This is a genomic window from Pseudomonas sp. Os17, assembly GCF_001547895.1.
Classification (GTDB): domain Bacteria; phylum Pseudomonadota; class Gammaproteobacteria; order Pseudomonadales; family Pseudomonadaceae; genus Aquipseudomonas.
Genome location: NZ_AP014627.1, coordinates 6061231 through 6075345, shown reverse-complemented (window position 1 = coordinate 6075345; position 14115 = coordinate 6061231). Strand labels below are relative to the sequence as shown.

General features: G+C 63.5%; 14 protein-coding genes. 2 read left to right on the top strand and 12 right to left on the bottom strand.

Annotation, left to right across the window (positions count from 1 at the left end):
- Entirely contained in the window at positions 1–819 is an 819-nt protein-coding gene (locus POS17_RS26885) for a YfaP family protein (RefSeq protein ID WP_060841283.1), read from the top strand.
- A 113-nt stretch (positions 820–932) separates the two neighbouring features.
- Positions 933–2024 carry a copper-containing nitrite reductase gene (gene nirK / locus POS17_RS26880; protein WP_060842020.1) on the top strand — a complete coding sequence of 364 codons (1092 nt, stop codon included), beginning with the start codon at positions 933–935 and terminating at the stop codon, positions 2022–2024.
- A gap of 53 nt (positions 2025–2077) precedes the next feature.
- Here the strand turns inward: nirK and POS17_RS26875 are convergent, their stop codons facing one another.
- The 12 genes from POS17_RS26875 to POS17_RS26820 all read right to left on the bottom strand — a co-directional run bounded on the left by POS17_RS26875 (position 2078) and on the right by POS17_RS26820 (position 14087).
- Positions 2078–3154 carry an alpha/beta hydrolase gene (locus tag POS17_RS26875; RefSeq protein WP_060841282.1) on the bottom strand — a complete coding sequence of 359 codons (1077 nt, stop codon included), beginning with the start codon at positions 3152–3154 and terminating at the stop codon, positions 2078–2080.
- Positions 3155–3291: 137 nt separating this feature from the next.
- A complete protein-coding gene (locus POS17_RS26870; protein ID WP_060841281.1) occupies positions 3292–3747 on the bottom strand; it encodes a DUF3828 domain-containing protein in 456 nt (151 codons plus the stop codon).
- Between the two features lie 10 nt (positions 3748–3757).
- Positions 3758–4129 carry a hypothetical protein gene (locus POS17_RS26865; RefSeq protein WP_060841280.1) on the bottom strand — a complete coding sequence of 124 codons (372 nt, stop codon included), beginning with the start codon at positions 4127–4129 and terminating at the stop codon, positions 3758–3760.
- Positions 4130–4308: 179 nt separating this feature from the next.
- The gene (locus tag POS17_RS26860; protein WP_060841279.1) at positions 4309–5484 is read right to left on the bottom strand and encodes a GGDEF domain-containing protein; all 1176 of its coding nucleotides are present in this window, start codon (positions 5482–5484) and stop codon (positions 4309–4311) included.
- Between the two features lie 142 nt (positions 5485–5626).
- Positions 5627–6118 carry a hypothetical protein gene (locus POS17_RS26855; protein WP_231978984.1) on the bottom strand — a complete coding sequence of 164 codons (492 nt, stop codon included), beginning with the start codon at positions 6116–6118 and terminating at the stop codon, positions 5627–5629.
- A 446-nt stretch (positions 6119–6564) separates the two neighbouring features.
- Positions 6565–7092 carry an inorganic diphosphatase gene (gene ppa / locus POS17_RS26850; protein ID WP_011063696.1) on the bottom strand — a complete coding sequence of 176 codons (528 nt, stop codon included), beginning with the start codon at positions 7090–7092 and terminating at the stop codon, positions 6565–6567.
- A gap of 239 nt (positions 7093–7331) precedes the next feature.
- On the bottom strand, positions 7332–8144 hold the full coding sequence (locus POS17_RS26845) for a zinc-dependent peptidase (protein ID WP_060841278.1): 813 nt from the start codon (positions 8142–8144) through the stop codon (positions 7332–7334).
- 5 nt (positions 8145–8149) lie between these two features.
- A complete protein-coding gene (locus tag POS17_RS26840) occupies positions 8150–8806 on the bottom strand; it encodes a DedA family protein (RefSeq protein WP_060841277.1) in 657 nt (218 codons plus the stop codon).
- A gap of 237 nt (positions 8807–9043) precedes the next feature.
- Positions 9044–9502 (bottom strand): GNAT family N-acetyltransferase, encoded by a 459-nt coding sequence (locus tag POS17_RS26835; RefSeq protein WP_016966085.1) that lies wholly within the window; start codon positions 9500–9502, stop codon positions 9044–9046.
- Positions 9503–9609: 107 nt separating this feature from the next.
- A complete protein-coding gene (eutC, locus tag POS17_RS26830) occupies positions 9610–10434 on the bottom strand; it encodes an ethanolamine ammonia-lyase subunit EutC (protein WP_060841276.1) in 825 nt (274 codons plus the stop codon).
- 11 nt (positions 10435–10445) lie between these two features.
- Positions 10446–11840, bottom strand: a complete 1395-nt coding sequence (locus tag POS17_RS26825) for an ethanolamine ammonia-lyase subunit EutB (protein WP_060841275.1) — start codon at positions 11838–11840, stop codon at positions 10446–10448.
- 51 nt (positions 11841–11891) lie between these two features.
- A complete protein-coding gene (locus tag POS17_RS26820) occupies positions 11892–14087 on the bottom strand; it encodes an ethanolamine ammonia-lyase (RefSeq protein WP_060841274.1) in 2196 nt (731 codons plus the stop codon).
- Positions 14088–14115 lie beyond the last annotated feature (28 nt).

Here is a 14115-nt window from a genome sequence, read left to right as displayed (position 1 = left end):
ATGAAACTTCCTGCTCCCCCGGTCCTCCTGTTCCTTTGTGGAATGTTCAGCCTGCCCATGGCCCTGGCCGACAGCGGCATTCGGCTCGACACGCCCAAAGGCGGCTGGCGGACCCGCGCCGTCGATGGCGAGCAATACATGCAGGAGGTCAATTACCCGGCCTCCTCGGTGAACACGCCCCAGGGCCAGGCCGATAGCGCGCGCATCAGCGGGCAGATAAAAGGCGCGCCGAAGGCCAACAAGGCGCCAGGCAAGCTGATCGTCAACGGCGTCAGCATGCCGCTCAAGTTCGATGAACAAGGCGGTTTCGACCGGCCTTATGCCTTCCCCAACGGCAGCAACAGCGTGGAGGTGCGCAGCCCCGACGGTCAGCAGCGCAAGCGCGTGCAGTTCCTCAATACCGGCGGTGGCGTGACCCCACCCAAGTTGCGCGTGCTGCTGTCCTGGGACAGCGACAACACCGACCTCGACCTGCACCTGGTGACCCCCGATGGCGCGCACATCTGGTACGGCGATCGCGTGGCCCCCAACGGCGCGACCCTGGACGTGGACGTGACCACCGGCTACGGCCCGGAGATCTTCTCCATGCCGGCGCCGCTCAAGGGCCAGTACCTGGTGTATGTGAACTACTACGGTGGCGGCTATCGCAGTGACGAGGATGCAGACGGCGGCCAGGAAAACGCCGTGCAGCCGCTGACCACGGCCCAGGTCACGGTGATCACCGAGGAGGGCACGCCGGATGAGAAGAGCGAATCCTTCATCGTGCCGATGCGTGCCCCCGGAGAGCTGACCCTGGTGCGCAGTTTCAGCTATCCATGATCGGGCTCAATCGCTGCGCCTGCCCGGGCATTGCTTCATTGCCCTGAGACAATACGAGCGCCCGGCGTTTGCCTTGCAATGAAGCACCATTCATTGGCAGGGAAATGCGCAACATGGGTGCTTTTCAATCGTGGTTGAAGTGCTGTGTGATGGCCGGCAGCTGTGTCTCCGGCCTGGTGTTGGCCGCGGGCGCCGACGGGTTGCAGCGGGTCAAGGTGGATCTGGTGACGCCGCCTCAGGTGCATGCCCATGAACAGGTGGTCAGCGGGCCACCGAAGGTCGTGCAGTTCCACATGCAGGTGGAAGAGAAAAAGATGGTGGTCGATGACCAGGGCACCACGCTGCAGGCCATGACCTTCAACGGCTCCATGCCCGGTCCGACGCTGGTGGTGCACGAGGGCGACTACGTCGAACTGACCTTGAGCAACCCGGCCAGCAACAGCATGCCCCACAACATCGATTTTCACGCCGCCACCGGCGCCCTGGGCGGGGCCGCGCTGACCCAGGTCGTGCCGGGCCAGGAGGTGGTGCTGCGGTTCAAGGCCGATCGCAGCGGCACCTTTGTCTACCACTGCGCGCCGTCGGGCATGGTGCCCTGGCACGTAGTCTCGGGCATGAGCGGAACCTTGATGGTGCTGCCGCGCGATGGCTTGAAAGACCCTGCCGGCAAGCCCTTGCACTATGACCGGGCCTACACCATCGGTGAGTTCGATCTGTATATCCCCAAGGACAAGGACGGGCATTACAAGGACTACCCGGACCTGGCCTCCAGCTACCAGGACACCCGTGAAGTGATGCGCAAGCTGACCCCGAGCCATGTGGTGTTCAACGGCCGGGTCGGGGCTCTGACCGGGGCCAATGCGTTGACCGCCAAGGTCGGGGAAAGCGTGCTGTTCATCCACTCCCAGGCCAACCGCGACAGCCGTCCGCACCTGATTGGCGGCCATGGTGACTGGGTCTGGACCACCGGCAAGTTCGCCAATGCCCCTTTGCGCAATCTGGAAACCTGGTTCATCCCCGGCGGTTCGGCGCTGGCCGCGCTCTACACCTTCAAGCAGCCCGGCACCTACGTGTACCTCAACCACAACCTGATCGAGGCCATGGAGCTGGGGGCCCTGGCTCAGGTCAAGGTCGAAGGCACCTGGGACGATGACCTGATGACCCAGGTGAAGGCCCCGGGGCCCATTGTTCCGGCCAAGCCTTGACCTGAAGCCGCGCCGTGGCCGCGGGGTTTAGGCCGCGGCGCCGTGGCTTGGCGTCAGAGGTTCAGGGCGAACTTCAGGTAGCCCGGGTACGCCTGACGCCAGTCGTCCTGGAAGGTATGGCCCTCGGCATGCTCATGGCTCTGGACCTGGTTGCCGGGCGCCAGGGCCTGCTGCGTGGTGGCGGTGAGCTTCTGGTTGCTTTCGTGCTCCTGGGCGCCGTGGACGATGACGATGCGCTTGTCCCGGGCCCGGGGTTCGCCGAACGGAATCCGGTAGCCGCCGGGGGATAGCAGCAACGCGCCGCTGTATTGCTGCGGGTACTCGGCGATCAGGTGCGAGGCATGTTCGGCGCCTTGGGAGAAACCCATCAGGGCGATGCGCGAGCGGTCGATGCGGGTCTGCTTTTCCAGCTTCTTCAGGGCGGCGCTGACCGCCTCCTGGGTGCTGTCCACCGAATGCGGCTGCCACATGAACTGGTGCTCGTCGCGCTTGAGGGTGCCGTTGATGCCCACCAGCACCGCCTGCTCGCCCACAAGGTCGGCGCGCATGTCGATGCCGTCGCTGCCCTCGGTGCCGAATCCCGACAGCCAGACCACCACCGGCCAGCCTTCGGCGGGGGCCTTGCCCTTGGGAATGCTGAAGGCCGCCAGGCCGGCATCCTTGGCCTTGGCCGGGTAGTTCTTCTCGGCGGCCTGCAGCAGCTTCTGGTAGGCCGGGGTCTGCTGCAGGGATTGCAGTTCGTCGTCTTCCTTGAGGATCACCCACTGCCAGAAGCCACGCTCGCGGGCCTGATCGAGGAACTCGGCGGCGCGCGTGTTCTTGTTCATGGCGGCCAGGCTGCCAGCTGCCTGGTAGGCGGCGTAGGCATTCTTCGGGTCGAGACGGGCGGCGGTCAGGTAGTAGGCGAGGGCGCCGGCGTAGTTGTCGTGCTGGCTCTTTTCGTTGTCCCCGGCTTCGATGAAATCGGCCGGCGTGGCGTCGTCCAGGTACAGATTGGCCATGGCCGCCAGGCCTTGCCAGCGGCCTTTGGCGACGTCCTGCTGGTCTTCGGCGTGGACGCTGGTGAGGCTGAGGGCGGTAAATAGGCAGAGGAACGACAGCGGCAGGCGTACAGCGGCCGGCAACGACATGACTGAGAGTCCATTTTCAGTGGAAGACGCCTCGGGCGGGTGCCCGAAACGGCGCGCAGCTTAACATGGCAGGTCGCGTCCCTCGACGACCTGCGCATTTGCCGTTGTCAGTCTTGCAGCGGGGCAGAGCTCGTCGTTCAGTCGCTCTGATCGGTGGTGGAAAGCACTTCGTCGATCTTCCAGCAGCCCTTGTCCTTGATCATCCGCACATCGACCACCTGAGTGGTGTCCGGGGTGCTGCCCAGCGTGACCTGTTCCTTGGCGCTGGAACCCTTGATCTGCGGCTCGCTGACCTTGATCTGGGTCAGCCACTCATCCATGTAGTCCTGGGCCTTGAGGAAGTAGTCCTCTTCCAGGCCATCGGGGCTGGCCATCTGCTTTTTGATCTTGGCGATCAGCGAGTCGGAGACGTACTTCTTCATCTCCGGGACGCTGTCGGTGATCGGGTCCTTGTCTTCGCTGAAGGTTTGCAGGTACCAGCTGTAGAACGCCTGGGTGACAGGCTTGGGCGAACTGGCGCAGTCGGCCAGTGCCAGTGGCTGATGCAGGGCGACGGCGGCCGCGGCCAGCAGCGAGCAGAACAGCATTCTCATGGAGGACCCCTTACGGATGGCGATAGATTTTGTAGTCGGGCTTGTGCACCCGATAGGAGTGCCCTGGGTAGAAACCGTGCAACTGCTTGAAGTCTGACACCCAGAGTGAACCGTTGAACATCGCCATGTGCCCATGGGGATGGCCGGGAATCGGCTGAATGATCACTACATCGCCGGCCTGAGGCGTCTGGCCAGCGGGTTGCTCGACGAATCCGGCCGAGGTCAGGGATGAGCCGAAGTCCTTGGCCGAATGCTTCCTGTGCAGAATCACCCCACCGCCGCCAGCCTCGATCGCCTGGCGGGTGTAGGCGGCACAGCGTCCGGTACTGCCGGCGTGAGCATGCGCGTTCAAGTGATCGATAGCGGCTTGTTTATTCCACATTCCTTGTCATCCGAGAGTCCTTGAGAGCGGCGATTTTATTCTTGCGCGGGGATGCCGGAAATACTGGCTAAGTGCCTTGTGAGTGGGCATTGGGCTGTGGGTCACAATTATGCCGCCGGATCCTGGCGTCGTGCTCATGTCGGCCGGGGATCGGCCGTTTTGCCTGTGCTTCACGCCGTTCAGCTCAACTGCAGCACTGACGCCCCCCGCGTAACGCTCTGGACCCGGTTACGCCCTTGATCCTTGGCGCCATACAGGGCCTCGTCTGCCTGGGACAGCAGGCGCGAGAGCTCGTAGCCTGCGGTTTGGCTGCTTACCACACCAATACTGACGCTGAGCAGGCCGGGGGCCAGCAACGGCAGGTGGGCAAAGCCCTCGCGGATTCGCTCGGCCACTTGAATGGCGGTCTGTTCATCAGCCGTTGCCAGGAGGCAGGCGAACTCTTCGCCGCCGATCCGAGCGAACACGTCCTGCTTGCGCAGGGTCTGCGTCAGCACCTGGCTGAAGGCAATCAGCGCCTGATCGCCGGTCTGATGACCGAAGGCATCGTTCAAACGCTTGAAGTGGTCCAGGTCGCACAACAACAAGGCCACCGATTCGCCGCGACGGCGGCATTCGATCAGCATCCGCTCACCGTTGACCATGAATGCCCGGCGATTGCCGATGCCGGTCAGAGCGTCACAAAAGGCCGCAGCCTTGAGGCGCAGTTCGACCTGCTCCTTGACCATGGACAAGGTCACGTAGGCGATGCCGATCACATACAGCATCGACTCGAACAGCATGAAGGAGAAAAACGGCACCCCGGCGCCGTAGCCTTTGAGGGCCTGATCCAGCCCCAGGCCCTGATCGATGACGGCGCGCACGCTGTAGAAAACGGTATGCAACAGGGTCAGGGCCAGGGCGGGCAGATAAGCGACCTCCAGGCGCTGGCGGCTGCGCCAGAACTCCAGCATTGTGAGCAGGCCATAGCTGGCGACCAGCAGCGAATAGACCGAGACTCGCACCGTCATCGATTGATAGAAGGACGGAACCAGGCACAGGCCCAGCCAGACGGCGGCCCCGGCGAGCATGCCCGGCAGATGGGGCGCACGCCCGGTGAAGACGCGCATTGCCGTCCAGTTGAAGGCTGCGCTGAGCAGCAGGGTCATGTTGCCGAGCACCTTGGGCACGTAATCCGCTCCCTGGTCGCGCAAGCTCACCAACACCATGCCCACCGCGGCCAGCAGCATCATGCCGCCCAGATAGGCCAATGGGCGCTCGCGGGTTTCCCGTAACCAGGCATGGAAGGTCAGCAGACTCATCAGGAAGAAAATGAAGACCGAGACTACGAGCAGGGTTGGGATGTGCAGGACCATGTCCTAAGGTTCTCGTTTGCGTCGTCTCAAGGGCGCGGCATCGAAGCCCGCTGCCGGAAGGTTGGCGAATTGCCATCAAGGGACGGGATTGTAGCGAGAACTCAGGGGCCACGGGGGATGTTGCTGCAACAACGGTCCGAGCCTAGCGGAACACCCCGCAGACCGCGTTGCCCTGGTATCCATGCATGATCGGCCCGAGGAACATGAACGGGCCGCAGGCGTAAAACTCCGAGCTGATTTTGTGGCTTGAGTACAGGAGGGGGGCTTCGATGCCGCCTATATCATTGCCGTATGAGGTGGCGCTGTAGGACTCGCAAACCGGCAATTTCAGCGGGATGGGCAGGATGACCGCCCAGACGGTGGTGCCACACCACTGGCGTTCGGCAGTGCTCTTTTGCGTGCGGGTGATGACCGGTGTCATCGAGTTGCCGATGAGCGTCTGGTGAGCCGCGGTCTTTGTGACCTGTTCCTCGGGCATGTCCACCCAGGCACCGACACAGCCGCAGAGGCCAAGGGCTGCCAGCGTGGTCATCAGCGTGCGTGTGCTGGCCAGCCACAAGGGGCGCGCGGTGATGGCGTTGCGCTTGATGGCTTGAGGTGGGAGCGGAACTGCAAAGCTGGGTCGGTCGTGCATCCTGCACCTGCTGTGGGAGTGGCCAGTTCTTCCCGTGCCCGGGTTTCAGGCATTAAAAAGCCGGCTTGTGGCCGGCTTCTCGGGGACTGGCTTGGTTCATTTTTGGTAAACCGCACCAGCCTTCAAAACGTACACCCAGCTCTTGCGGCTGGCTGTGGGACTGGGCGGGAAAGTCATCCGCTTCGTCGGGCGATCTGACCGCAGAAAGGGTCGATGCGCAAATGTGGGGCGCAGCATACGCAGGTTCGCCGGGAATTCCCAGTGCAAAGCGCAATCCAGAGGCCTTGAGGGTGAAAATAGTGCGTGGGAATGTGTTGCGCGATGCGTATTTGGTGCAAGCCCGTTCGCCGGCAAGCCGGTTGCTGCGGGAAATCGCGGGCACAAAAAAGCCCCGATCACTCGGGGCTTTCTCTTGAAGCTTGTCGCTCGAAGCCTGCAGCTGCTTCTCAGCCTTTGTAGGCCGCGACCGACTTCAGGATCTCGGCACGGGCCGCGTCAGCGTTGCCCCAACCGTCGATCTTCACCCACTTGCCTTTTTCGAGGTCTTTGTAGTTCTCGAAGAAGTGCTTGATCTGTTCCAGCAGCAGGGCTGGCAGGTCGGTGTATTCCTTCACGTCGACGTACAGCTGGGACAGCTTGTCGTGAGGAACCGCGATCACTTTGGCATCGCCGCCGCCGTCGTCGGTCATGTTCAGGATGCCCACTGGACGGGCGCGGATTACCGAGCCTGGCGCTACTGGGTAAGGGGTCACGACCAGCACGTCGAGGGGGTCGCCGTCGTCAGCCAGGGTGTTGGGGATGAAGCCGTAGTTGGCCGGGTAGAACATGGGGGTGGCCATGAAACGGTCAACGAACAGGCAGTCGCTGTCTTTGTCGATTTCGTACTTGATCGGCGCGTGGTTGGCCGGGATTTCGATAGCGACGTAGATGTCGTTCGGCAGGTCTTTGCCCGCCGGAATCTTGCTGTAGCTCATTGGGCGTTGCCCCCGTTAGTTGACCAAATGACTTGGCCGGATTGACCAAAAAGTGGCGGCGATTATAGACACACTCCGCTACCGATGCCACGTGCCAAGGGTCGTAGAACCTTGGTTGTACTGTCGCGCAGAGCGGTTCGGCTGTACCGCGCGACCGGTGGTTTTACCATCGGTCGCCAGGCGGGGAAGTTGTCTTTCAACCGGCCTGCAGATGAACAACGTAATAGCGCGACAGGAACTTAGTGGTGCGTTTGATAGACCGGGTCTTCAGCCTGAAGTTGCTGTAGCCGGGCCAGGGGATTCTGCCGATAAAACAGCTGCAACTGTGCATAGACTTTCGGATAGGCCGCCACCAGCAAGTCCGGGGCGCTGAAGAAGTATTCGCTGGTGACGGCGAAGAACTCGGCCGGGTTTTCCGCTGCGTAGGGATCGATGGCGGTTTCGGCGTCCGGGTCGTGGTCGAGTTGACGGTTGAGGTCGTCGTAGGCGCTCTGCATCACCTGGGCCCAGTCGCTGACCCGCATGTCGCTGTGCAGCGGCGGCAGGCCATTGGCGTCGCCGTTGAGCATGTCCAGCTTGTGGGCCAGTTCGTGGATCACCAGGTTGTAGGCTTCCCAGCCGCCGCTGGCTTGCACCCCGGGCCAGGCAAGGATGATCGGTCCCTGTTGCCAGGCTTCGCCACTGTGCTCGCCATCCCACTCATGCTCGATACCGCTGGCATCGCGGTGGCGCTGGGGGCTGAGGAAGTCGTCGGGGTAAAGGATGATTTCGTGGAAGCCCTGGTACCAGTTCAGGTCGCCCAGGTGCAGCAGCGGCAGTTGCGCCTGGGCCGCCAGCAGCAGGCGCTGTTCCTGATGCAGTTCCACGCCGGGCAGGGTGGTGAGGTGCTTGTCGTCCAGGAACAGCACGCTGGCTTCGCGTAGCCACTGGTCCTCGGCGGCGCTGATGCCGTCGAGGAACGGTAGTTGCTGGCGTACCCGCTGCCAGGTGTCATCGCTGACCGGATGCTTGGCCAGCCGGCGCTTGCGGCGCCAGGCGCTGAGGGACCACATAAGGTTTAGCGGGTTTCGACTTTTTCAGCACTGCGGGCCAAGCGGCTGCGCAGCACGCCAATGATCATCGGCACCAGGGACAGGAGGATGATGGCGACCACCAGCAACGAAAGGTTTTTCTTGATGAACGGCACGTTGCCGAAGAAGTAGCCCAGGGTCACCAGGCCGCCGACCCAGAGAATGGTGCCGGCCACGCTGAAGGCAAAGAACCGCGGGTAGGGCATGCGGGCCACGCCGGCGACGAAGGGCGCGAAGGTGCGGATGATCGGCAGGAAGCGGGCCAGGGTCACGGTCTTGCCACCGTGTTTCTCATAGAAGTCGTGGGTTTTCTGCAAGTAGTCGCGGCGGAAGATCTTCGAGTTGGGGTTGCTGAACAGGCGTTCGCCCGCCGTGCGCCCGATCACGTAGTTGGTGCTGTCGCCAAGGATGGCCGCCAGCATCAGCAGGCCACCCAGCAGCACCGGGTCCATGCCGCCGCCCGCAGCGACTGCACCGGCGATGAACAGCAGGGAGTCGCCCGGCAGGAACGGCGTCACCACCAGGCCGGTTTCGCAAAAAATCACCAGGAACAGGATGGCGTAGATCCAGGGCCCGTAGTTGGTCACCAGCATGTCGAGGTAAACGTCGAGATGAAGGATTAGGTCGATCGGGTTGAAATCCATGGGGGCACCTGTGGTGACAGCCTGGCTCTGCAGGCCTGTGCGATGACTCGAAGAAAGGGACTACAAGGGGGATGTAGCTTTTCTTACGATCCGAAAAGTTCGGCATTATAAAGGCTGACAGGTGAAATGCGCGTTCAGATTGTAGCCGGGCGTTTCGGTTTGCGAGGGGGAGCAAACGCAGAGGATTTGATGTTCACCGCAGCTGATAAAGCGGCCCGGAGGCCGCTTTTTTGTGGGTCAGTCATCGCTCAGCGGCAATATGTAGTTCTTGAATTCGGTGTCTTCGCGAAACCCCATGGACTCATAGGTTTTCTGTGCCACGGCGTTGTTGCTGCTGGTGGAAACCCGCAGCCGCACGGCATTGGATTCCTTGGCCATTTTCTTCGCGGTGCGCATCAGGTTGTCGGCCACCAGTTGGCGGCGGGCGTCTTCGGCGACGTAGATGTCGTTGAGAATCCACACGCGCTTGAGGGACAGCGAAGAAAAACTCGGGTACAGCTGGCAAAAGCCCAGCAACTTGCTGCTGTCATCATCGGCCAGGGCCAGGTAGATCACCGATTCCTTGCGTCGCAGGCGCTTTTCCAGAAAGGCCCGGGACGAGTCCGGATAAGGCAGGGCGCCATAGAACTCACGGTATTTGACGAAAAGCGGGGTCAACAGATCCAGGTGCTCGAGGGTTGCTTGAGTAATCCGCATGGGTAGCTCTCAACTTCAAGTGGATGTGACGGCACAGGTTGGATGACTCGGGCAGCCGTGTCCCGATGCTGCCCAAAGCGCTGAAAAAGCGCAATCGTCTTGCAACGTCACGCTTGAGACGGGCCCAGCAGGAAATTGCCCTTCATATTCGCCGGAGAATCGCTGTCCAGGGTCTGTATCTGTGCCTCGTCCTTGAGATTCACCCCCGACAGTTGCCGACGACAGGCTTCGCGCATCAGGTACAGCAGGCGGTGGGCGGCCATGCCGTAGCTCAGGCCCTCCAGGCGCACGTTGGAGATGCAGTTGCGGTAGGCGTCGGTCAGGCCGACTTTCGGCTGATAGGTGAAATACAGCCCCAGGCTGTCGGGCGAGCTGAGGCCGGGGCGCTCGCCGATCAGGATCACGGTCATCTTGGCCCCTAGCAACTCGCCGATTTCGTCGGCCACCGCCACCCGGCCTTGCTCCACCAGGATCACCGGCGACAGCGACCAGCCCTCGGCGGCGGTCTGCTCTTCCATGCGTGCCAGGAATGGCAGGGTATGGCGATGCACCGCCAGCGCCGACAAACCGTCCGCCACCACCACCGCCAGGTCGACCCCGCCGGGATGGGCACTGGCGTAGTCGCGCAGGCTCTGGGCCGATTCATCACTGAGCCGGCGCCCCAGGTCGGGGCGTTGCAGGTAACTGTGGCGATCCGTGGCGGCGCTGTGCACCAGCAGGCTGTCACGGCCGCGCTCGGCCAATTGGGAGCGCAGGTTCGCGTGGTCGAAAGGCAGGTGCACCGCATCCCGGGCCTGGGCGTGGGCGAACTGGAAGTCCAGCTGGGCGCCGGTGGGCAGGCTGGTGCCGGTACGGCCCAGGGCAATGCGTGCCGGGGTCAGGCGGCGCAGCTCCAGCCAGGGGTTTTGCGAGTCGCTCGGATGTTTTTGCATGAGCCTGTTCCTTATCCCAACTGGGCCAGCGCCTGGCGGAACGCCGGCGGCAGGTTGTTGCCGAAATGCACCTTGCCATCGGCCTGGGTGAAGATGCCGGTCCTGGCCAGCCACTGCTCGAATTCGGGGGCGGGTTTCAGGCCGAGGGTCTGGCGGGCGTAGAGCGCGTCGTGGAAGGACGTGGTCTGGTAGTTGAGCATGATGTCGTCGGAGCCGGGGATGCCCATGATGAAGTTGATCCCGGCCACGCCCAGCAGGGTCAGCAGGGTGTCCATGTCGTCCTGGTCGGCCTCGGCGTGGTTGGTGTAGCAGATGTCGCAACCCATGGGCACGCCCAGCAGCTTGCCGCAGAAGTGATCTTCCAGCCCGGCGCGGATGATCTGCTTGCCGTTGTATAGGTATTCCGGGCCGATGAAGCCGACCACGGTGTTCACCAGGAACGGCTTGAAATGCCGGGCCACGGCGTAGGCGCGGGTCTCGCAGGTTTGCTGGTCGACGCCGAAGTGGGCGTTGGCCGACAGGGCGCTGCCCTGGCCGGTCTCGAAGTACATCAGGTTCTGCCCGAGGGGGCCGCGGTTCAGGCTCAGGCCCGCTTCGTAGCCTTCCTTGAGCACGTTGAGGTTGATGCCGAAACTGGCGTTGGCCGCTTCGGTGCCGGCAATCGACTGGAACACCAGGTCCAGGGGCACGCCGCGGTTGATGGCTTCGATGGAAGTGGTGACGTGGGTCAGCACGCAGGCCTGGGTCGGGATTTCGTAGCGCTGGATGATGGCGTCGAGCATTTCCAGCATGGCGCAGATCGAGGCGATGCTGTCGGTGGCCGGGTTGATGCCGATCATGGCGTCGCCGTTGCCGTACAGCAGGCCGTCGAGAATGCTTGCGGCAATGCCCGCCGGCTCATCGGTGGGGTGGTTGGGCTGCAGGCGGGTGGACAGGCGCCCGCGCAGGCCCAGGGTGCCGCGAAACTTTGTCACCACGCGAATCTTCTGCGCCACCAGCACCAGGTCCTGCACGCGCATGATCTTCGACACCGCGGCGGCCATCTCCGGGGTCAGGCCTGGGGCCAGGGCCCGCAGGCTCTGCTCGTCGGCGGCGTCGCTGAGCAGCCAGTCGCGAAAGCCGCCCACGGTCAGGTGGCTGACCGTGGCGAAGGCCTGTTTGTCATGGCTGTCGATGATCAGCCGGGTGACTTCGTCGGTTTCGTAGGGAATCAGCACCTCTTCGAGAAAGTGCTTCAAGGGGATGTCCGCCAGGGTCATCTGGGCGGCGACCCGCTCGCCGTCGTTGAGGGCGGCAACCCCGGCCAGAAAGTCGCCGGAACGGGCCGGGCTGGCCTTGGCCATGACGTCCTTGAGGCTGTCGAAGCGATAGGTCTGAGAACCTACGCTGTGGGAAAATTGGGCCATCTCAGTCTCCGTTTCAACGATATAGGGGCGTTGCCGAGTGCTGGCGGATCATCAGGATGCCACCTTCTTCAGCAGGTTTTCCAGGCGGTTGCCGGCAGCCCTGTGCTGGAGGATGGCAAAGGCCTTTTCCGCCACCAGGCTGCCGCCTTCCAGCGGTGGCAGGCCACCGCGGTAGATGTTCGAGATCACGGTGTATTCGTAGCGAATGTCCGGGTTGCCGCTGAACTGCGCGGCGGCGCGGCGGGCCTGGTCGTCCGGCAGGCGGTAGCCCAGGTAGGCGGACATGCTGCGCGAGGCCAGGGCATCACCGCCGGGGCGCTCGCCGATCAGCACGATGATCAGTTGCGGTTGCAGCGCTTCGCCCACCGATTCCGCCAGCTTGACCCGGCCATAGGGCGCGAGGATCGGCTGGCCGATGCGCAGCTCGCGGCTCTGCAGGCCATCCAGCAGCACCGGCAGCAGTTCGGGAATGTTGTGGTGGATGGCTTCGGCGCTGAGGCCGTCGGAAATCACGATCTGCACATCGTTGTATTCCGGTTGCAGGCGCTGCAGCACCTCCTCGGTCAGCCGCGCCCCCAGTTCCGGGTCTTGCAGGTGAGCCAGCTTGTCCGGGGCCGCGGTGCGCAGCTCGCGCAGAGCGATGGCGGCGATTTCGGCGGGGCGCAGGTCGACGTAGATCGCTTCCCGGGCCACCGCCAGGTTGGCCCGCACCGTGCGCGACACCCTGTTGGCCGGCCGCGGGCCGGCGTTGTCGAAGCCGTAGGTGGCCGGGGTGGATTCCAGCAGGCGCTGGAAGTCGATGTCCGACGCGCAGAAGATCCTCGGATTGCCCCAGTTCGGCCCGCGCTCCACGTTGCCGTGGGCATCCTCCTGGAAAATCCCCTTGCCCAGGGCCCAGCGCAGGTATTCCGGGGCCGGTGCCAGGTCGTGGACTTCGCGCAGGGTCTGGTTGTCGTGGGCGCTGGTGTCAAAGTAGGCGAGCATGCGATCGGTGCTCAGGTACACGTCCATGAAGAAGTTGGCGCCGGCGGCGGTCAGCAGTTCGGTGGCCATCTGCTGGCCTTCCAGGGTCACCTGGGAGTGCAGGGTGTAGCAGGGCGCCATGCCCATGGGCAGCCCCAGCAGCTTGCCCATGAACTGGTCCTGCAAGCAGGAGTAGGTCATCTCGAAGTTGTCGAGGTGGGTTTCCGGGCCGATGAAGCCGGTGACGTTGTTCACCATGTACGGTCGATAACGCCGGGCCAGCCCGTAGCACAGGGCCTCGCAGGTGGCCATGTCGATGCCCTCGTGCTTGCCGTAGGTCAGCTCGCTGCCCTGGCCGGTCTCGAAGTACATGAAGTTTTCCGCCACCTCCCGCAGCGGGCCGCGTTCGGCCATGGTCTGCCAGGCCTGGTCGAGCAACTGCACGGTGACGTCGAATTCGTCGGTCAGGGTGCGTTCGGTGCCGGCCAGGCTCTGGAACATGATCTCCACCGGCGCGCCCTGGTCGAGGCAGGCCAGTTGGGTCTTGATGTGGGAGAGCACGCAGATCTGCGTCGGCGCCCCGGTTTCCCGGCGCAACTTGTCCAGGTGGTGCAGGGTGGCGCTGATGTTCTCCACGGTGTCGATGGCCGGATTGAGGCCGATCAACGCATCCCCCGAGCCCATGCTCAGCCCGGTGTAGACCAGCAAGGTGATGCCGCTGAGGTTGTCGGTGGGATGGTTGGGCTGCAACCGTGACGACAGGGTGCCGGGCAGGCCCACCAGGGTGCGGGCCTTGGCCGCCGCGCCGCTCTTGAGTTTTTTCGACAGCAGGATCAGCTCGTGCACATCCAGCAGCTTGGCCAGGGCCGCCGCCATCACCCCGGTCAGGGCCGTGCCGATACGGCGTATTTCGGTGCCGTGGCTGCGCAGCAGGCGATCTTTCAGGGCGCCCAGGGTCAGTGGGGCGATCTCGTCGAAGACGCCGTGGTCGATGTCGTAGTTGACCTGCATGACGCTGTCGATGCGCCCGTGGCGATCGGTCAGCGGATGCTGGAAGTAGTGATCCAGGGTCAGCTCGGAGAGCACCTTGCGCGCCGCCTCGCGGGTGATTTCATCAGCCGCCGCGAGCCCTGCCACCCGGTCGCCGGCCTTGCTGATGTCGGCGGCGCCGAGCACCGCCTTGAGGCTGCTGAAGGCGATCTCGCGATCCAGCACCCGGGTGCTGTAGCCACGCTCGGCCGGGACGGCGGGAAGGCGGATGTGCTGCAGTTCGGTGAGTGACATGGCAAGAGGCTCCTTGGCCGGCATCGGC

Excerpts from the sequence above, each read along its gene's own strand:
- nirK (WP_060842020.1), top strand. The coding sequence starts at position 933 with ATGGGTGCTTTTCAATCGTGGTTGAAGTGCTGTGTGATGGCCGGCAGC.
- POS17_RS26865 (WP_060841280.1), bottom strand. The coding sequence starts at position 4,129 with ATGTGGAATAAACAAGCCGCTATCGATCACTTGAACGCGCATGCTCAC.
- POS17_RS26885 (WP_060841283.1), top strand. The coding sequence starts at position 1 with ATGAAACTTCCTGCTCCCCCGGTCCTCCTGTTCCTTTGTGGAATGTTC.
- POS17_RS26820 (WP_060841274.1), bottom strand. The coding sequence starts at position 14,087 with ATGTCACTCACCGAACTGCAGCACATCCGCCTTCCCGCCGTCCCGGCC.
- POS17_RS26875 (WP_060841282.1), bottom strand. The coding sequence starts at position 3,154 with ATGTCGTTGCCGGCCGCTGTACGCCTGCCGCTGTCGTTCCTCTGCCTA.
- POS17_RS26870 (WP_060841281.1), bottom strand. The coding sequence starts at position 3,747 with ATGAGAATGCTGTTCTGCTCGCTGCTGGCCGCGGCCGCCGTCGCCCTG.
- eutC (WP_060841276.1), bottom strand. The coding sequence starts at position 10,434 with ATGCAAAAACATCCGAGCGACTCGCAAAACCCCTGGCTGGAGCTGCGC.
- POS17_RS26825 (WP_060841275.1), bottom strand. The coding sequence starts at position 11,840 with ATGGCCCAATTTTCCCACAGCGTAGGTTCTCAGACCTATCGCTTCGAC.
- POS17_RS26855 (WP_231978984.1), bottom strand. The coding sequence starts at position 6,118 with ATGCACGACCGACCCAGCTTTGCAGTTCCGCTCCCACCTCAAGCCATC.
- POS17_RS26845 (WP_060841278.1), bottom strand. The coding sequence starts at position 8,144 with ATGTGGTCCCTCAGCGCCTGGCGCCGCAAGCGCCGGCTGGCCAAGCAT.
- POS17_RS26860 (WP_060841279.1), bottom strand. The coding sequence starts at position 5,484 with ATGGTCCTGCACATCCCAACCCTGCTCGTAGTCTCGGTCTTCATTTTC.
- POS17_RS26840 (WP_060841277.1), bottom strand. The coding sequence starts at position 8,806 with ATGGATTTCAACCCGATCGACCTAATCCTTCATCTCGACGTTTACCTC.
- POS17_RS26835 (WP_016966085.1), bottom strand. The coding sequence starts at position 9,502 with ATGCGGATTACTCAAGCAACCCTCGAGCACCTGGATCTGTTGACCCCG.
- ppa (WP_011063696.1), bottom strand. The coding sequence starts at position 7,092 with ATGAGCTACAGCAAGATTCCGGCGGGCAAAGACCTGCCGAACGACATC.